Annotated in this window: 14 protein-coding genes, 1 tRNA gene, 1 other RNA gene and 1 pseudogene; 11 read left to right on the top strand and 6 right to left on the bottom strand. The window is 50.7% G+C overall.

The features are described 5' to 3' along the window. The first annotated feature begins 91 nt into the window (after window positions 1–91). Window positions 92–1,421, top strand: a pseudogene (locus C1192_RS15815) (IS4-like element IS4 family transposase). 57 nt (window positions 1,422–1,478) lie between these two features. Here C1192_RS15815 and cspE read toward each other — a convergent pair. Next, window positions 1,479–1,691, bottom strand: a complete 213-nt coding sequence (gene cspE, locus C1192_RS15810) for a transcription antiterminator/RNA stability regulator CspE (RefSeq protein WP_038354760.1) — start codon at window positions 1,689–1,691, stop codon at window positions 1,479–1,481. Window positions 1,692–1,972: 281 nt separating this feature from the next. Continuing rightward, the gene (locus C1192_RS15805; RefSeq protein WP_001517320.1) at window positions 1,973–2,263 is read right to left on the bottom strand and encodes an HTH-type transcriptional regulator; all 291 of its coding nucleotides are present in this window, start codon (window positions 2,261–2,263) and stop codon (window positions 1,973–1,975) included. 431 nt (window positions 2,264–2,694) lie between these two features. Between C1192_RS15805 and C1192_RS15800 the strand changes: the two genes are divergently transcribed. Further along, window positions 2,695–3,405 carry a DUF3053 domain-containing protein gene (locus C1192_RS15800; protein WP_000190515.1) on the top strand — a complete coding sequence of 237 codons (711 nt, stop codon included), beginning with the start codon at window positions 2,695–2,697 and terminating at the stop codon, window positions 3,403–3,405. 49 nt (window positions 3,406–3,454) lie between these two features. Here C1192_RS15800 and ghrB read toward each other — a convergent pair whose 3' ends face one another. Both ghrB and C1192_RS15790 read right to left on the bottom strand, forming a co-directional pair. Next, window positions 3,455–4,429 carry a glyoxylate/hydroxypyruvate reductase GhrB gene (gene ghrB, locus C1192_RS15795; RefSeq protein WP_001517319.1) on the bottom strand — a complete coding sequence of 325 codons (975 nt, stop codon included), beginning with the start codon at window positions 4,427–4,429 and terminating at the stop codon, window positions 3,455–3,457. A 103-nt stretch (window positions 4,430–4,532) separates the two neighbouring features. Then, on the bottom strand, window positions 4,533–5,192 hold the full coding sequence (locus C1192_RS15790) for an OmpA family lipoprotein (protein WP_000747625.1): 660 nt from the start codon (window positions 5,190–5,192) through the stop codon (window positions 4,533–4,535). Between the two features lie 152 nt (window positions 5,193–5,344). On the opposite strand from C1192_RS15790, the gene C1192_RS15785 reads away from it, so the two are divergent. Further along, the gene (locus C1192_RS15785; RefSeq protein ID WP_038354759.1) at window positions 5,345–7,612 is read left to right on the top strand and encodes a molybdopterin-dependent oxidoreductase; all 2,268 of its coding nucleotides are present in this window, start codon (window positions 5,345–5,347) and stop codon (window positions 7,610–7,612) included. On the opposite strand, the gene C1192_RS15780 is transcribed toward C1192_RS15785, so the two are convergent. Further along, window positions 7,581–8,021, bottom strand: coding sequence for an N-acetyltransferase (locus C1192_RS15780; RefSeq protein ID WP_001517317.1), 441 nt, complete (start codon window positions 8,019–8,021; stop codon window positions 7,581–7,583). The genes C1192_RS15785 and C1192_RS15780 overlap by 32 nt on opposite strands. Further along, window positions 8,018–8,581 (bottom strand): DNA-3-methyladenine glycosylase I, encoded by a 564-nt coding sequence (tag, locus tag C1192_RS15775; RefSeq protein ID WP_000438929.1) that lies wholly within the window; start codon window positions 8,579–8,581, stop codon window positions 8,018–8,020. Before tag ends, C1192_RS15780 begins: the two co-directional genes overlap by 4 nt. Before the next feature lie 157 nt (window positions 8,582–8,738). On the opposite strand from tag, the gene C1192_RS15770 reads away from it, so the two are divergent. From C1192_RS15770 to dppC, 8 genes are all read left to right on the top strand, one after another. Then, a complete protein-coding gene (locus C1192_RS15770) occupies window positions 8,739–9,437 on the top strand; it encodes an autotransporter outer membrane beta-barrel domain-containing protein (protein ID WP_038354758.1) in 699 nt (232 codons plus the stop codon). Between the two features lie 228 nt (window positions 9,438–9,665). After that, window positions 9,666–10,868 (top strand): L-lactate MFS transporter, encoded by a 1,203-nt coding sequence (locus tag C1192_RS15765; protein ID WP_001517314.1) that lies wholly within the window; start codon window positions 9,666–9,668, stop codon window positions 10,866–10,868. 345 nt (window positions 10,869–11,213) lie between these two features. Beyond that, on the top strand, window positions 11,214–12,905 hold the full coding sequence (gene eptB / locus C1192_RS15755) for a kdo(2)-lipid A phosphoethanolamine 7''-transferase (protein ID WP_001269273.1): 1,692 nt from the start codon (window positions 11,214–11,216) through the stop codon (window positions 12,903–12,905). Window positions 12,906–12,996: 91 nt separating this feature from the next. Next, window positions 12,997–13,073 (top strand) — tRNA-Pro (locus tag C1192_RS15750). A 33-nt stretch (window positions 13,074–13,106) separates the two neighbouring features. Next, a non-coding RNA gene (locus tag C1192_RS15745) (RtT sRNA) lies at window positions 13,107–13,241 on the top strand. Between the two features lie 708 nt (window positions 13,242–13,949). Continuing rightward, entirely contained in the window at window positions 13,950–15,557 is a 1,608-nt protein-coding gene (gene dppA / locus C1192_RS15735) for a dipeptide ABC transporter substrate-binding protein DppA (protein ID WP_016262652.1), read from the top strand. Between the two features lie 306 nt (window positions 15,558–15,863). Next, a complete protein-coding gene (dppB, locus tag C1192_RS15730) occupies window positions 15,864–16,883 on the top strand; it encodes a dipeptide ABC transporter permease DppB (RefSeq protein WP_000938852.1) in 1,020 nt (339 codons plus the stop codon). Between the two features lie 9 nt (window positions 16,884–16,892). Continuing rightward, window positions 16,893–17,795, top strand: a complete 903-nt coding sequence (dppC, locus tag C1192_RS15725; RefSeq protein ID WP_000084684.1) for a dipeptide ABC transporter permease DppC — start codon at window positions 16,893–16,895, stop codon at window positions 17,793–17,795. The last annotated feature ends 9 nt before the right edge of the window (window positions 17,796–17,804 follow it).

Genomic DNA, 17,804 nt, shown 5'->3' with positions numbered 1-17,804 from the left:
TGGCAGTAATGCCGATCAGTTAAGGATCAGTTGACCGATCCAGTGGCTGTGTAAAGAATCCGGAAACGCTCACTCGTTTCCGGATTTTTTTATGCTCATTGGACAGGCCCTTGATTTGGTATCCCGTTACGATTCTCTGCGTAACCCACTGACTTCTCTGGGGGATTACCTCGACCCCGAACTCATCTCTCGTTGCCTTGCCGAATCAGGTACTGTAACGCTACGCAAGCGCCGTCTTCCCCTCGAAATGATGGTCTGGTGTATTGTTGGCATGGCGCTTGAGCGTAAAGAACCTCTTCACCAGATTGTGAATCGCCTGGACATCATGCTGCCGGGCAATCGCCCCTTCGTTGCCCCCAGTGCCGTTATTCAGGCCCGCCAGCGTCTGGGAAGTGAGGCTGTCCGCCGCGTGTTCACGAAAACAGCGCAGCTCTGGCATAACACCACGCCGCATCCGCACTGGTGCGGCCTGACCCTGCTGGCCATCGATGGTGTGTTCTGGCGCACACCGGATACACCAGAGAACGATGCAGCCTTCCCCCGCCAGACACATGCCGGGAACCCGGCGCTCTACCCGCAGGTCAAAATGGTCTGCCAGATGGAACTGACCAGCCATCTGCTGACGGCTGCAGCCTTCGGCACGATGAAGAACAGCGAAAATGAGCTTGCTGAGCAACTTATAGAACAAACCGGCGATAACACCCTGACGTTAATGGATAAAGGTTATTACTCACTGGGACTGTTAAATGCCTGGAGCCAGGCGGGAGAACACCGCCACTGGATGATCCCTCTCAGAAAGGGAGCGCAATATGAAGAGATCAGAAAACTGGGTAAAGGCGATCATCTGGTGAAGCTGAAAACCAGCCCGCAGGCACGAAAAAAGTGGCCGGGGCTGGGAAATGAGGTGACAGCCCGCCTGCTGACCGTGACGCGCAAAGGAAAAGTCTGCCATCTGCTGACGTCGATGACGGACGCCATGCGCTTCCCCGGAGGAGAAATGGCGGATCTGTACAGTCATCGCTGGGAAATCGAACTGGGATACAGGGAGATAAAACAGACGATGCAACTGAGCAGGCTGACGCTGAGAAGTAAAAAGCCGGAGCTTGTGGAGCAAGAGCTGTGGGGTGTCTTACTGGCTTATAATCTGGTGAAGATATCAGATGATTAAAATGGCAGAACATCTGAAAGGTTACTGGCCGAATCAACTGAGTTTCTCAGAATCATGCGGAATGGTGATGAGAATGCTGATGACATTGCAGGGCGCTTCACCGGGACGTATACCGGAGCTGATGCGCGATCTTGCAAGTATGGGACAACTTGTGAAATTACCGACAAGAAGGGAAAGAGCCTTCCCGAGAGTGGTAAAGGAGAGGCCCTGGAAATACCCCACAGCCCCGAAAAAGAGCCAGTCAGTTGCTTAACTGACTGGCATTACGCCAATTGGCAGGGATCTTAGATTCTGTGCTTTTAAGCAGAGATTACAGGCTGATTACGTTACCAGCTGCCGGGCCTTTAGCGCCGCTTTCGATGGTGAAGGACACTTTCTGACCTTCGTCCAGAGATTTGTAACCATCGTTCTGGATAGCAGAGAAGTGTACGAACACATCTTTAGAGCCATCGTCAGGAGTGATGAAGCCGAAGCCTTTGTCAGCGTTGAACCATTTTACGATACCAGTCATTTTACCGGACATAGTGTATTACCTTTAATAATTAATTGTGCCTTTCGGCGTTATGGCGTGCTTTACAGATTTTTGAAGCGTTAAAGGAAATGTGCACTACGAGGGGTATCAACGATAACTCTTGAAGGGACTTGCCTTACTACACTGCTTTAATGGTCTGTACGTCAAACCGTTGAGTGCATTAAGCCACGCATTGGGTGGTGATGCAACATTTATTTTTCAAATTTATGATTAATCGTTCAGAAAGCGGCCCTGTCAGCAGGACCGTCATCATCAAAAAAGGGAATAAAAACCTATTCCATCAACTGCTTACTTAATGCCGGGTTGGCTTGAATCAGGCGCATAAGTTTTAGTTCGGCACTGGAAGGCTTCACGCGTCTGGATTCCCATTCCTTTACCATGGCAACAGATACGCCCAAAACCCGGGCGAAATCATCAATTTTTAACCCTGTCCCTTTGCGTAATTGCTCAATTTCGGTACAAGGTGTTGGTCTGTGTGTCAGGGTAATTTTCTGTGTTTCATCTTTAAAAACAATCTGTTCCAGGCTACTCAACAACTCATGCATTGGATCTTTATATTCCATTGAAAACTCCTCAAATCACACTGCGGGATCGTGAATTTCATCGAAGCTTATTAAGAATAGTCGGGAAAACAGGCATAGCGGGGAGAAGTTAGACATGCTTTGAGTGTGATTCGATTCAGCCCGTCAGTCACCGTGACTTATAGTCACCTAACGATCTGATATATGCAGATATATCTCGTACTGGCCGTGATTTGTAAAGATTTCGAAAATCTGGCCTCCCAACGAGAAGGAAAGTCCTGGCAACAAAAACACAATGGCAATATCAATTTTTAACAATGAAACAACAAATTAACCTTACTTCATTTTCTCCATCATTTTCCCAGGAAGATTATACATAAAGGGTATCCTGTAGGCCTGTCCTGGACTATCCTTGTCTGCGTCAGACACGCGTGTGTCGTTGTGCGCTTTTTTTGGGTGAAAGGAGTAAGAAAATGGCGACAGGAAAGTCCTGCTCTCGCTGGTTTGCGCCTCTTGCGGCGTTATTAATGGTAGTTAGCCTGAGTGGGTGTTTTGATAAAGAAGGCGATCAGCGTAAAGCGTTTATCGACTTCCTGCAGAATACTGTGATGCGTAGCGGTGAACGTCTACCAACCCTGACTGCCGATCAGAAAAAACAATTTGGTCCTTTTGTCTCTGATTACGCGATCCTGTATGGCTATTCCCAACAGGTTAATCAGGCGATGGATTCCGGTCTGCGTCCGGTTGTAGACAGCGTTAACGCGATTCGTGTACCGCAGGATTACGTCACGCAAAGTGGTCCACTGCGTGAAATGAACGGTTCTCTGGGCGTACTGGCGCAACAATTGCAAAATGCGAAGTTGCAGGCAGATGCCGCGCACTCTGCGCTAAAACAAGCTGACGATCTGAAACCGGTCTTTGATCAGGCATTCACTAAAGTGGTGACTACTCCGGCCGATGCCTTGCAACCGCTGATTCCAGCGGCACAAACCTTCACGCAACAACTGGTGATGGTTGGAGACTACATTGCTCAGCAAGGTACTCAGGTGAGCTTTGTATCGAACGGCATTCAGTTCCCGACTTCCCAGCAGGCAAGTGAATATAACAAACTGATCGCGCCATTACCGGCACAGCATCAGGCGTTTAATCAGGCCTGGACCGCAGCAGTAACTGCAACCCAATAAACGGTAAAAGCCCGAGAAGTTATCGGGCTTTTATCTACGCAGTCGCGGCTTAGCCCGCGACGTGCGGATTCACACAGTTCTTCTCAACCTTCCCCAGCAACGCATTAATCAAATTATCCACGGCACAGGCAGCCATGCCATAACGCGTCTCATGAGTGGCCGAACCAATATGCGGTACTGCAACGACATTGGTCATTGATAGCAACGGTGAATCTACGGGCAATGGCTCTTGTTCGAAGACATCCAGCCCGGCGGCGTGAATTTCCCCTTTCTGTAATGCGGCAATCAGTGCATTTTCGTCAACTACCGGCCCACGCCCTGCATTAATGAAGATGGCGGAAGATTTCATTTTGGCGAATTGTTCAGCGCCAAACAGGTGATGAGTTTCTTCAGTTAGCGGCAGGATCAGGCAAACGAAATCTGATTCTTGTAACAATGTATCCAGATCACAGTAGCGGGCGTTAAAGCGTTCTTCAGCTTCTTTATGATGGCGACGAGCGTTATAAAGAATTGGCATGTTGAAGCCAAAGTGCGCACGTTGCGCCAGCGCCATTCCGATCCGTCCCATTCCGACAATCCCCAGTGTTTTATGGTGAACATCAGTGCCGTACCAGTCCGGGCCGATATTGGCGGTCCATTCGCCCGCTTTTACGCGCTCCGCGACTTCCACAACCCGACGCGCGGTACACAGCACCAGCGCCATCAGCGTATCGGCTACTGTTTCCGTTAATACGGTTGGCGTATGCATCAGCAGGATTTTCCGGGCATTAAGCGCATCGACATCGAAATTGTCATAGCCGACAGAGATAGTTGAAGTGGCACGCAGTTTCGGCATCTTTTCCAGCAACGTGGCATCAACATTCTCATTTGAACCCAGTAGACCTTCAGCTTCGGCAAAAATCGCCGCGTTTTGTTCGATGGTCTGTGGATTGAGATTTGCCACCTGGTGAACGATGAAATGCTCTTGCAGGCGTTGCAGTAAATCATCAGGTAAGGCTTTGTAGAGGATAACGGACGGCTTCATTCTTCTCTCCATTCACTGATAAGGCGATCACCTTAGCCTGAAAAATGAAGCAGGAAAACCGAAGAATGCCAGGTGATTTCTTCGTCACCTGGCATGACAGTGATTACAGCGGGCTTAACGTAATTTCTACGCGACGGTTTTGGGCTTTGCCTTCTGCGGTGCTGTTGCTGGCGATTGGGTTAGCCGGGCCAAGACCTTGGGTACGAATACGGCTGGCGTCCACGCCCTGGGTGATCAATGCGCTGGCAACGGAATCAGCACGCTGCTGGGACAGACGCATATTCAGGTCGTGACCACCAGTGCTGTCGGTGTAGCCAATCACGTTAACCGCCGTTTTTGGATACTCTTTCAGCACCATTGCAACGCCGGTCAGGGTGTTAGCACCTGCTGGTTTCAGGGTGGCGCTGCTGCTGTCAAAGGTCACGTTGTTCGGCATGTTGAGGATAATGTTATCTCCGCTGCGGGTTACGCTAACACCGGTGCCGCGCATTTTGTCACGCAGTTTCGCTTCCTGCACATCCATGTAATAACCAACACCGCCGCCCAGTGCCGCACCTGCCGCTGCGCCAATCAGCGCACCTTTACCGCGATCTTTCTTCGAAGAAGAGAGAGCGCCAATACCCGCACCAACGAGAGAGCCCAGACCTGCACCGATAGCAGATTTACCTGCTTCGCGTTCGCCGGTGTAAGGGTTAGTTGTACAACCAGATACCGCCAGAGCGCCGCTGACTACGGCAGCAATAAGATAAACACGTTTCTTCATTGTTAATCCTTAATAACCTTTTTATTCTTGGTCACGGGTTTCGTGGCGGGAGATTATGCCGTGTGAACATGAAGATTATTCCTGGGAATACTCGGAAATTTGTAAGTAATATTTAACTGCTCAATACATCTAACCTTTCAGGAGCCTTCGGTTTGGCCATCTCATCCTCACGTTATTCCGTTCTTACTGCCGCCCACTGGGGGCCCATGTTGGTTGAAACCGACGGTGAAACAGTCTTCAGCTCGCGTGGTGCGTTAGCCACAGAAATGGAAAATTCCTTGCAGAGCGCGGTTCGTGACCAGGTTCATAGCAACACGCGAGTGCAATTTCCGATGGTGCGCAAAGGTTTCCTCGCATCGCCAGAAAAACCACAAGGCGTTCGCGGGCAGGATGAATTTGTTCGTGTGAGTTGGGATGAGGCGCTGGATCTCATCCACCATCAGCATAAACGCATTCGTGAGGCTTATGGTCCGGCATCGATTTTTGCCGGTTCCTACGGTTGGCGTTCAAACGGTGTGCTGCATAAAGCGTCAACCTTGTTACAACGCTATATGGCGCTGGCAGGCGGTTATACCGGCCATCTGGGCGATTATTCAACCGGCGCGGCACAGGCGATCATGCCGTATGTCGTGGGTGGCAGCGAAGTCTATCAGCAGCAGACTAGCTGGCCGCTGGTGCTGGAAAATAGCGACGTGGTGGTGCTGTGGAGTGCTAACCCATTAAACACGCTGAAAATTGCGTGGAATGCGTCCGATGAGCAGGGACTTTCTTACTTTGCCGCACTGCGTGACAGCGGGAAAAAGCTGATCTGCATTGATCCAATGCGATCGGAAACCGTCGATTTCTTTGGCGATAAAATGGAATGGGTCTCTCCGCATATGGGGACTGATGTGGCGCTGATGCTGGGGATAGCTCACACGCTGGTGGAAAACGGCTGGCACGACGAGGCATTTCTGGCGCGTTGCACCACAGGTTATGACGTCTTCGCCTCTTATTTGTTGGGCGAGAGTGATGGCATTGCAAAAAATGCCGAATGGGCCGCGGAGATTTGCGGTGTTGGCGCAGAGAAAATCCGCGAGCTGGCAACTATTTTCCACCAAAATACCACTATGCTGATGGCTGGATGGGGAATGCAGCGCCAGCAGTTTGGTGAGCAAAAACACTGGATGATAGTCACGCTGGCGGCAATGTTAGGGCAAATCGGCACGCCCGGTGGCGGTTTTGGTCTTTCTTACCATTTTGCTAATGGCGGCAACCCGACCCGCCGCGCTGCGGTGCTGCCTTCCATGCAGGGCAGTTTGCCGGGTGGCACTGATGCGGTAGATAAAATCCCCGTAGCCCGCATTGTCGAAGCATTAGAAAACCCTGGCGGCGCTAACTTCACCCATCATCAGGATACTCATCGTCTGATTCGCGCCTGGCAAAAACCGGAGCTGGTGGTGATATCGGAATGTTTCTGGACGGCGGCGGCGAAACATGCCGATATCGTCCTCCCTGCGACTACGTCGTTTGAGCGTAACGATCTCACTATGACCGGCGATTACAGCAATCAACATCTGGTGCCGATGAAGCAAGTGGTGCCACCGCGTGGTGAAGCGCGTAATGATTTTGATGTTTTTGCTGAGTTAAGTGAGCGCTGGGAGAAGGGCGGCTATGCCCGGTTTACGGAAGGGAAGAGTGAGCTGCAATGGCTGGAAACGTTCTATAACGTTGCGCGGCAGCGTGGAGAAAATCAGCAGGTTGAAATACCGCCGTTTGACGAGTTCTGGGAAGCCAATCAGTTAATTGAGATGCCAGAAAATCCAGACAGCAAGCGGTTTATCCGTTTCGCGGATTTTCGCCGCGACCCGCAGGCACACCCATTAAAGACGACCAGTGGTAAGATTGAGATCTTCTCGCAGCGCATTGCGGATTACGGTTATCGGGATTGTCCAGGCCATCCGATGTGGCTGGAACCCAATGAGTGGTGGGGCAACGCCGAAGCAGAGCAGTTGCAGGTACTTTCAGCCCATCCGGCGCATCGCCTGCACAGTCAGTTGAATTACAGTTCACTTCGCGAATTGTATGCGGTGGCAAACCGTGAGCCTGTCACCATTCATCCTGACGATGCAAAGGCACGCGGCATACAAAATGGCGATACTGTTCGGTTGTGGAACTCGCGCGGGCAAATTCTTGCCGGAGCGGTGATTAGTGAAGGCATCAGGCCTGGTGTGATTTGCATTCACGAAGGGGCATGGCCAGATCTGGATTTTACTGCTGGCGGCATTTGTAAAAATGGCGCGGTGAATGTGCTGACCAAAGACTTCCCAAGCTCGCGGCTGGGTAATGGTTGTGCGGGTAACACGGCGCTGGCGTGGCTGGAAAAATACACGGGGCCTGAACTTAAACTTACGGCGTTTGATCCGCCTGCCAGTCCATAATCCAGGTAGGGAGTTGGGTTTCCTCCTGCCATGCGCAGTCGACAATTTGAAAACCCTGCGCATGGTAAAAACTTATTGCTGGCTGGTTTTTCTGGTAAACCTCCAGCAATAAATGAGGATGGCGCTGTTGCATATGTTGCATCAAAGCCTTACCGATACCGCGTCTGACAGCCTTCGGTGCGACAAACATTGCTGCCAGAAACCGCCCTTCCATAATGCTGGCAAAACCGAGAAATTCACCGTTTTCTTCCCATACCCAGTTTTGCGCGTTGGCAAGATATGCATCACGCACCAGCGGAATGCAGTCACGCCAGTAACTTTCTTCTATAAAGGGATGTCCCCAGGTTGTACTTTCCAGCCACAGTTCAAGGATTGCGGGCAGTTCCGAACGTTGTGCTTGTCTAATCATGCTTTATTCCCCGGATGGCAACAGCAGCCAACCACATGATCATTCACCAGCCCACATGCCTGCATAAAGGAGTAACAAATCGTTGATCCAACGAATTTAAAACCGCGTTTTTTCAATGCTTTAGAAAGCGCGTCGGAGGCGGGCGTTGATGTGGGGATTTCACTCAACGTTGTGGCTTGTGTCACCTGCGGCTGATGATTTACGAACGACCAGACAAAGTCGGCAAATGGTTCGCCGTTCTGTTCCATTTGCAGGTATGCGCGCGCATTGCCAATAATGGCCTGGATTTTCCCGCGATGGCGGATAATTCCGGCGTCCTGCACCAGCCTTTCAACATCCTCTTCCTGCATTGCAGCGACCTTCACGGGATCGAATTGATGAAAACAGGCGCGATAATTTTCACGTTTTTTGAGGACGGTAATCCAGGACAGCCCAGCTTGTTGCCCTTCAAGGCAGATCATTTCGAACAGTTTTTTACTGTCAGTTTCAGGCACGCCCCACTCTTCATCGTGGTAGGCAATATAAAGCGGGTCCTGACTCACCCAGCCGCAACGTTCCATACTTTCCCTCTCTATGCACCTGTTCGTAAAAATTTCACCTGCTTTTCTTGACGCACCGGCGAAAAAGTCAATATTTAATACAGGACTAATATGCCCGATATCCTTCATACAATGACAATAATAATGCCGAATTCGGCTCTTCCCTGGAGTCGTGTTAATGATCATAAAAAAATGCGGTGGTCGCTGGCCCCTAAGTCTGCTGGCGAGCGTGGTAATCAGTTCTTTTTTTCTCAACACCGCTTACGCCTGGCAACAAGAATATATCGTTGATACGCAGCCAGGACATACCACAGAGCGTTATACCTGGGATAGTGATCACCAACCTGATTACAACGATATTTTGTCGCAACGTATTCAAAGTAGCCAAAGGGCGCTGGGACTGGAAGTTAATCTGGCGGAAGAAACTCCCGCGGATGTAACCAGCAGCATGAGTATGGGCTGGAACTTCCCTTTATATGAACACGTTACAACAGGCCCGGTCGCCGCATTGCATTACGACGGAACGACCACTTCGATGTATAACGAGTTTGGCGACAGCACTGCAACACTGACCGATCCGTTATGGCATGCCAGCGTCAGTACGTTGGGTTGGCGTGTTGATTCCCGGCTTGGTGATTTCCGCCCTTGGGCGCAAATCAGCTATAACCAGCAATTTGGCGAGAATCTCTGGAAGGCTCAATCAGGTTTGAGCCGCATGACGGCGACAAATCAGAACGGCAACTGGCTTGATGTGACGGTGGGAGCCGATATGCTGCTTAACCAAAATATTGCCGCTTATGCTGCGTTATCCCAGGCAGAGAATAGCGCCAATGATAGTGATTATTTGTATACCATGGGGGTTAGTGCCAGGTTTTAACTTGTTTTTTACAATGCGGGATCGGTTATAACAATCATTGTATTGATAGTGGGTGCTAACTGACTTAATAATTATTGTTGTGAATGTTTGTCACGTCATTCATTCCTGAACTGAGGCATTTCATTCCGTTCTGATGGCATTTCATGCCGTTTTCCCCCTGGCATAAAATGCACTTCGTTATGGTTGTCAGCAGAGAATTTTCCTTTTTATTAATGCAGGAATACTGCCATGACACCTTCAAACTATCAGCGTACCCGCTGGCTGACACTCATTGGTACTATCATTACCCAGTTTGCATTGGGTTCGGTTTATACCTGGAGCCTGTTTAACGGCGCGCTTTCCGCCAAGCTGGATGCGCCGATAAGTCAGGTCGCTTTCTCCTTTGGCCTGTTGAGTCTGGGACTGGCTATCTCATCTTCTGTGGCTGGTAAGTTGCAGGAACGTTTTGGCGTAAAACGCGTCACTATGGCGTCCGGCATTTTACTGGGGCTGGGTTTCTTCCTTACCGCGCATTCCAACAGTCTGATGATGCTGTGGTTGAGCGCTGGTGTGCTGGTCGGTCTGGCAGATGGCGCGGGTTACCTGCTGACGCTCTCTAACTGCGTGAAGTGGTTCCCGGAGCGTAAAGGTTTGATCTCCGCGTTCGCCATTGGTTCCTATGGTTTGGGTAGCCTGGGATTCAAATTTATCGACTCGCATCTGCTGGAGACGGTCGGTCTGGAAAAAACCTTTCTGATTTGGGGCGCGATTGTGCTGGTGATGATTGTCTTTGGCGCAACCTTAATGAAAGACGCGCCGAAGCAGGAAGTCAAAACCCATAATGGCGTGGTGGAAAATGATTTCACTCTGGCAGAGTCGATGCGTAAACCGCAATACTGGATGCTGGCGGTGATGTTCCTGACTGCCTGTATGAGCGGTTTGTATGTCATTGGTGTGGCGAAAGATATCGCCCAGAGCCTGGCGCATCTTGATGCAGTATCAGCAGCTAACGCAGTGACGGTTATTTCTATTGCTAACCTTTCTGGTCGTCTGGTGCTGGGCATTCTGTCTGACAAAATTGCCCGTATTCGTGTCATCACCATTGGTCAGGTGATTTCGCTGGTGGGTATGGCAGCGCTGTTGTTTGCTCCACTCAATGCGCTGACATTCTTTGCGGCGATTGCCTGTGTGGCCTTTAACTTCGGTGGCACCATTACCGTCTTCCCGTCACTGGTTAGTGAGTTCTTCGGGCTTAATAACCTGGCGAAAAACTACGGTGTGATTTACCTCGGGTTTGGTATCGGTAGTATTTGCGGCTCGATTATCGCCTCACTGTTTGGCGGCTTCTATGTAACCTTCTACGTCATTTTCGCCTTGCTGATTCTTTCGCTGGCGCTTTCAACGACCATTCGCCAGCCTGAATTCAGAACGTTTCGTGAGGTACATGGTTAAGTTTAACGACGGGTTTCAGACTCGTCCTGAGATAGCGTGGCGTATTTTTTCATTGTGTATGAATCAAATGTATCGGCACAATTCAGGATGAGTCATTGATAAAATCGAGGGCCAGCTAGCTGGTCCTTTTAAGCGTTCAATTTACAAAAAGTATCCTTTCATACTTGTATTTTTGTAAATTTGTGCTTCATGTACACTCTTTCCCCACACTTTTTCCTTTTGCTGTGGTTTACTTGTCTGCGTGTGCAGATTTTCTTTATCTGACAACCTCCGCACTTTTCCCCTGCCTGGCCTGAAAAGCTATTATGCAGGGTGTTATCACCTGTTTTTCCAGGGTTTGTTTGCATGAGATATATCAAAACGATAACGCAGCAAAAGCTAAGCTTTTTGCTCGCTGTCTATATCGGTCTGTTTATGAATTGCGCAGTCTATTTCCGTCGGTTCGATGGTTATGCGCACAATTTTACTTTTCTTAATGGTGTATCGGCGGTTATCGAACTGGCCGGTACTGTCCTGGCTACCTTCTTCTTTTTACGCTTAATTTCACTCTTCGGCAGAACAGTCTGGAAAGTGTTGGCCTCGTTGCTGGTGCTGGTCTCTGCCGGAGCCAGCTACTACATGACATTTATGAACGTCATGATTGGCTATGGGATTGTCGCTTCGGTGATGACTACCGATATCGATTTGTCGAAAGAAGTAGTTGGCTGGTCGCTTATCGCATGGATTGTACTGGTGAGTATTATCCCGTTGATACTTATCTGGATGAACCGCTCACAAGACACCTTCTGGCGTCAGCTTTGTACACCGAAAACACGTTGGCGTAGTGCGCTTACCGTGCTGCTGGCGGGTCTACTGGTATGGGGACCTATCCGTCTGATGGACGTCGCTCAAAAGCGTGCAGACCGCATGGCTGGGGTGGATATGCCAAGTTATGGTGGGGTGCTGGCGAACTCGTATTTACCTTCGAACTGGCTTTCTGCGTTGGGACTGTACGCCTGGGCACAGGTGGATGAATCTTCAGATAATCGTTCGCTGATGAATCCGGCGAAAAAATTCACTTATACCCCGACGCAAAATCTCGACGACACCTATGTAATTTTTATTATTGGTGAAACCACGCGTTGGGATCATATGGGGATGCTGGGCTACGAGCGTGATACCACGCCGAAGCTGGCAAAAGAGAAAAATCTGGTGATGTACCGTGGTTATTCTTGTGATACCGCGACTAAATTATCACTACGCTGTATGTTTGTCCGCGAAGGCGGAACGGAAGATAACCCACAACGTACGCTCAAAGAGCAGAACGTATTCGCAGTTCTCAAGCAGTTAGGCTTTAGCTCGGATTTGTACGCCATGCAGAGCGAGATGTGGTTCTACAGCAATACCATGGCCGACAACATTGCCTATCGTGAGCAAATTGCGGCTGAGCCACGTAACCGCGGGAAAGCGGTGGACGATATGTTGCTGGTCAATGAAATCGAGCGTTCTCTGGAGAAAAAGCCAGAAGGCAAGCATCTGATTGTGCTGCATACCAAAGGGTCGCACTACAACTATACTCAGCGTTATCCCCGTCAGTTTGCCCAGTGGAAACCAGAGTGCTATGCAGTTGATCGTAAATGTCCACGAGCACCGATGATTAACTCATACGATAACTCTATAACCTACGTTGATCATTTTATCGACACAGTGATTGACAAATTCCGCGATAAGAAAGCTATTATTTTCTACGCGGCGGATCACGGTGAGTCGATTAACGAGCGCGAACACTTGCATGGTACACCACGCGAATATGCACCGCCGGAACAGTTCCGTGTACCGATGATGGTCTGGATGTCGGATAAATATCTGGAAAATCCGGCCAACGCGCAGGCATTTGCACAGTTGAAAAAAGAAGCGGAAATGAAAGTACCGCGCCGCCATGTAGAGCTGTACGATACCATCATGGGCTGTCTTGGTTATACTTCACCGGACGGTGGCATTAACGAAAACAACAACTGGTGTCATATCCCGCAGGCGAAGGACGTTGCGGCCAACTAAATGGTCTGCCGACTTTCTCACCGATCAAAAGGCATTTTGCTATTAAGGGATTGACGAGGGCGTATCTGCGCAGTAAGATGCGCCCCGCAATCGGTGATTGGCGCAGCCTGGTAGCGCACTTCGTTCGGGACGAAGGGGTCGGAGGTTCGAATCCTCTATCACCGACCAATTTAGAAAAACCAGCCTACGGGCTGGTTTTTTGCTTTCTGCGGTTTGAAGAGGATGAGAACCTCCGGGGGCAGAGAGGTTCGACTCAAGCGAAGCGAGAGAACGTTGCGCCAGCAACGACCCGCAGGGCAAGCCACGAAGTGGCGAGTAATCCTCTATCACCGACCAAATTCGAAAAGCCTGCTCAACGAGCAGGCTTTTTTGCATTTGTGCCCGCTCGAACTCAGGCCAGATAAGCCGCGCCAGCGTCGCATCAGGCAAATGTGTCAGCCCATTGTCGGATGCGGCGTAAACGCTTTATCCAATCTACACACCACGCATTTCACTGCCAAATTTGCGCCCCATATCTCACTATCCATTAACGGATTTGTGACATATTCCATTGTCTTTTTTTATATTTGCTTAAATCTTTTCTTGCGTTACTTATGGCTGGCGCTGGCATTTTCCGCTGTGCGCTTTAACGTTCGCGGTATTAATCGCTCAGATAACCACCATTCCATCAGATTTTTTTCATTATCTGCCTAAAACTTAATCACCAGTTGTTGCGAAATATTAAGGTGATTGTTCTGGTTATGTTGGCATAGCACAAATTTCTCTGCTGCAAATAGCCTTGCGAAGTTTTTTTAATCTTTGTTTGTGGAATCTCACCGTTGTTGTAAATCCCGGTTGGCTGTATTGACGTTTTCACATTCTGTTGACAGATTGTAGGTCATGAGGGGCATTTTATGGAGGATCCGCACTGTTACACTGATGTAAATAAGTACGGCATCCCCACCTCTTTACGTTGACCCGACCGGGCAAAAAACAAAAAAGGTCAGGCAGCGACAACCCACTGCAAAGGGTTAAAACAACAAACATCACAATTGGAGCAGAATAATGCGTATTTCCTTGAAAAAGTCAGGGATGCTGAAGCTTGGTCTCAGCCTGGTGGCTATGACCGTTGCAGCAAGTGTTCAGGCTAAAACTCTGGTTTATTGTTCAGAAGGTTCTCCGGAAGGGTTTAACCCGCAACTGTTTACCTCTGGCACCACCTATGACGCCTCTTCTGTACCGCTTTATAACCGCCTGGTTGAATTTAAAATCGGCACCACCGAAGTGATCCCCGGCCTCGCTGAAAAGTGGGAAGTCAGCGACGACGGTAAAACCTATACTTTCCATCTGCGTAAAGGTGTGAAGTGGCACGACAACAAAGAATTTAAACCGACGCGTGAACTGAACGCCGATGACGTGGTGTTCTCGTTCGATCGTCAGAAAAATGCGCAAAACCCGTACCATAAAGTTTCTGGCGGCAGCTACGAATACTTCGAAGGCATGGGCTTGCCGGAGCTGATCAGCGAAGTGAAAAAGGTGGATGACAACACCGTTCAGTTCGTGCTGACTCGCCCGGAAGCGCCGTTCCTGGCTGACCTGGCAATGGACTTCGCCTCTATTCTGTCAAAAGAATATGCTGACGCGATGATGAAAGCCGGTACGCCGGAAAAACTGGACCTCAACCCAATCGGCACCGGCCCGTTCCAGTTACAGCAGTATCAAAAAGATTCCCGTATTCGTTACAAAGCGTTTGATGGCTACTGGGGCACCAAACCGCAGATCGACACGCTGGTCTTCTCTATTACCCCTGACGCTTCCGTGCGTTACGCTAAGTTGCAGAAGAACGAATGCCAGGTGATGCCGTACCCGAACCCGGCAGATATCGCCCGCATGAAGCAGGATAAATCCATCAACCTGATGGAGATGCCGGGGCTGAACGTTGGCTACCTCTCGTATAACGTGCAGAAAAAACCACTGGATGACGTGAAAGTTCGCCAGGCATTGACCTACGCGGTGAACAAAGACGCGATCATCAAAGCGGTTTATCAGGGCGCTGGCGTGGCAGCAAAAAACCTGATCCCACCAACTATGTGGGGCTATAACGACGACGTTCAGGACTACACCTACGATCCAGAAAAGGCGAAAGCTTTGCTGAAAGAAGCGGGTCTGGAAAAAGGCTTCTCCATCGATCTGTGGGCAATGCCAGTACAACGTCCGTATAACCCGAATGCTCGTCGCATGGCAGAGATGATTCAGGCTGACTGGGCGAAAGTGGGCGTACAGGCCAAAATCGTCACTTACGAATGGGGTGAGTACCTCAAGCGTGCAAAAGATGGCGAGCACCAGACAGTAATGATGGGCTGGACTGGCGACAATGGGGACCCGGATAACTTCTTCGCCACCCTGTTTAGCTGCGCTGCTTCTGAACAAGGCTCTAACTACTCAAAATGGTGCTACAAACCGTTTGAAGATCTGATTCAACCGGCGCGTGCTACCGACGACCACAACAAACGTGTTGAACTGTATAAACAAGCGCAGGTGGTCATGCACGATCAGGCTCCGGCACTGATCATCGCTCACTCCACCGTGTTTGAACCGGTACGTAAAGAAGTTAAAGGCTATGTGGTTGATCCATTAGGCAAACATCACTTCGAAAACGTCTCTATTGAATAATTAAAAGCCATACGAGACTGATGACAAACGCAAAACTGCCTGATGCGCTCCGCTCATCAGGCCTACGAGAATTTTGCAATGCATTGAGTTTGCAAGATTTTGTAGGCCGGATAAGGCGTTAACGGCGCATCCGGCATGAACAAAGCGCACTTTGTCAACAATCTGTATACCCGGTGGCGCTGGCCTCTGCGCACAGCGCCATCCGGTAGCAATACTTCATTCCCTGTCCGATAAGGACAGGAATTGATTGGTGAGCAATGCAGACACGCAGTTCCAGGCTGTGCGTCACTACAGAGAATCCGGGTTATGTTGCAGTTTATTCTCCGACGTTTGGGACTCGTCATCCCCACGTTTATCGGTATTACCCTTCTCACTTTTGCTTTTGTCCACATGATCCCCGGCGATCCGGTGATGATCATGGCGGGCGAACGTGGGATCTCCCCAGAACGTCATGCACAACTGCTGGCTGAACTCGGCTTAGATAAACCGATGTGGCAGCAGTACCTCCACTACATTTGGGGCGTTATGCATGGCGATTTAGGCATTTCGATGAAAAGTCGCATCCCGGTGTGGGAAGAGTTCGTGCCGCGCTTCCAGGCCACGCTGGAACTTGGCGTCTGCGCGATGATTTTTGCGACCGCGGTCGGCATTCCGGTTGGTGTGCTGGCGGCAGTTAAACGGGGTTCCATTTTCGATCACACGGCGGTTGGTCTGGCGCTGACCGGCTATTCAATGCCGATCTTCTGGTGGGGCATGATGCTGATCATGCTGGTGTCAGTGCACTGGAACCTGACGCCGGTCTCCGGTCGCGTGAGCGACATGGTGTTCCTCGATGACGCTAATCCATTAACCGGTTTTATGTTGATCGACACCGCCATCTGGGGTGAAGACGGTAACTTTATCGACGCCGTCGCACATATGATCTTACCTGCGATGGTGCTGGGTACGATTCCGCTGGCGGTTATCGTTCGTATGACGCGCTCCTCGATGCTGGAAGTGCTGGGCGAAGACTATATCCGCACCGCTCGCGCCAAAGGCCTGACCCGCCTTAGGGTGATTATCGTCCATGCGCTGCGCAACGCCATGCTGCCGGTGGTGACCGTGATCGGCCTGCAGGTGGGCACGCTGCTGGCGGGGGCGATTCTGACCGAAACCATTTTCTCCTGGCCGGGTCTGGGGCGCTGGTTGATTGACGCGCTGCAACGCCGCGATTATCCGGTAGTGCAGGGGGGCGTATTGCTGGTGGCGACGATGATTATCCTCGTCAATCTGCTGGTCGATCTGCTGTACGGCGTGGTGAACCCGCGTATTCGTCATAAGAAGTAAGGGAACATCATGTCACAGGTTACTGAAAATAAAGTGATTACTGCACCGGTGCCGATGACCCCGTTACAGGAGTTCTGGCACTATTTTAAACGCAACAAAGGCGCAGTCGTCGGGCTTGTTTACGTGGTCATCGTGCTGTTTATCGCGATTTTTGCCAACTGGATTGCGCCGTATAACCCGGCGGAGCAGTTCCGCGATGCGCTGCTCGCCCCGCCAGCCTGGCAGGAAGGCGGCAGCATGGCGCATTTGCTCGGCACCGATGACGTCGGTCGCGATGTGATGTCGCGCCTGATGTATGGTGCCCGGCTGTCACTGCTGGTCGGTTGTCTGGTGGTGGTATTGTCGCTGATTATGGGCGTTATTCTCGGCTTGATCGCTGGTTACTTTGGCGGTCTGGTCGATAACATCATCATGCGCGTGGTCGATATCATGCTGGCGCTGCCAAGCCTGCTGCTGGCGCTGGTGCTGGTGGCTATCTTCGGCCCATCTATCGGCAACGCCGCGCTGGCATTAACCTTTGTCGCCCTGCCGCATTACGTCCGTTTGACGCGCGCTGCCGTGCTGGTGGAAGTGAACCGCGACTATGTGACGGCTTCCCGCGTGGCGGGGGCTGGGGCGCTGCGCCAGATGTTCGTCAATATTCTCCCTAACTGCCTTGCACCACTGATTGTTCAGGCGTCGCTCGGCTTCTCTAACGCCATTCTCGATATGGCTGCCCTCGGCTTCCTTGGCATGGGCGCGCAACCGCCAACGCCGGAATGGGGCACCATGCTCTCCGATGTATTGCAGTTCGCGCAAAGTGCCTGGTGGGTCGTGACCTTCCCGGGGCTGGCGATCCTGCTGACGGTGCTGGCATTTAACCTGATGGGTGACGGTCTGCGTGACGCGCTCGATCCCAAACTGAAGCAGTAAGAGGTTCGA

The sequence above is a fragment of the Escherichia marmotae genome (assembly GCF_002900365.1).
Lineage (GTDB): Bacteria > Pseudomonadota > Gammaproteobacteria > Enterobacterales > Enterobacteriaceae > Escherichia > Escherichia marmotae.
Note: the sequence above shows the minus strand (reverse complement) of the source record. Positions and strands in the feature narration are given on the sequence as shown.

What these genes read in the sequence shown, in the direction of transcription:
- cspE (WP_038354760.1), bottom strand. Translation starts at nt 1,691, where the DNA reads ATGTCCGGTAAAATGACTGGTATCGTAAAATGGTTCAACGCTGACAAA.
- dppA (WP_016262652.1), top strand. Translation starts at nt 13,950, where the DNA reads ATGCGTATTTCCTTGAAAAAGTCAGGGATGCTGAAGCTTGGTCTCAGC.
- C1192_RS15765 (WP_001517314.1), top strand. Translation starts at nt 9,666, where the DNA reads ATGACACCTTCAAACTATCAGCGTACCCGCTGGCTGACACTCATTGGT.
- C1192_RS15790 (WP_000747625.1), bottom strand. Translation starts at nt 5,192, where the DNA reads ATGAAGAAACGTGTTTATCTTATTGCTGCCGTAGTCAGCGGCGCTCTG.
- C1192_RS15770 (WP_038354758.1), top strand. Translation starts at nt 8,739, where the DNA reads ATGATCATAAAAAAATGCGGTGGTCGCTGGCCCCTAAGTCTGCTGGCG.
- C1192_RS15805 (WP_001517320.1), bottom strand. Translation starts at nt 2,263, where the DNA reads ATGGAATATAAAGATCCAATGCATGAGTTGTTGAGTAGCCTGGAACAG.
- tag (WP_000438929.1), bottom strand. Translation starts at nt 8,581, where the DNA reads ATGGAACGTTGCGGCTGGGTGAGTCAGGACCCGCTTTATATTGCCTAC.
- ghrB (WP_001517319.1), bottom strand. Translation starts at nt 4,429, where the DNA reads ATGAAGCCGTCCGTTATCCTCTACAAAGCCTTACCTGATGATTTACTG.
- eptB (WP_001269273.1), top strand. Translation starts at nt 11,214, where the DNA reads ATGAGATATATCAAAACGATAACGCAGCAAAAGCTAAGCTTTTTGCTC.
- C1192_RS15780 (WP_001517317.1), bottom strand. Translation starts at nt 8,021, where the DNA reads ATGATTAGACAAGCACAACGTTCGGAACTGCCCGCAATCCTTGAACTG.
- dppB (WP_000938852.1), top strand. Translation starts at nt 15,864, where the DNA reads ATGTTGCAGTTTATTCTCCGACGTTTGGGACTCGTCATCCCCACGTTT.
- C1192_RS15800 (WP_000190515.1), top strand. Translation starts at nt 2,695, where the DNA reads ATGGCGACAGGAAAGTCCTGCTCTCGCTGGTTTGCGCCTCTTGCGGCG.
- dppC (WP_000084684.1), top strand. Translation starts at nt 16,893, where the DNA reads ATGTCACAGGTTACTGAAAATAAAGTGATTACTGCACCGGTGCCGATG.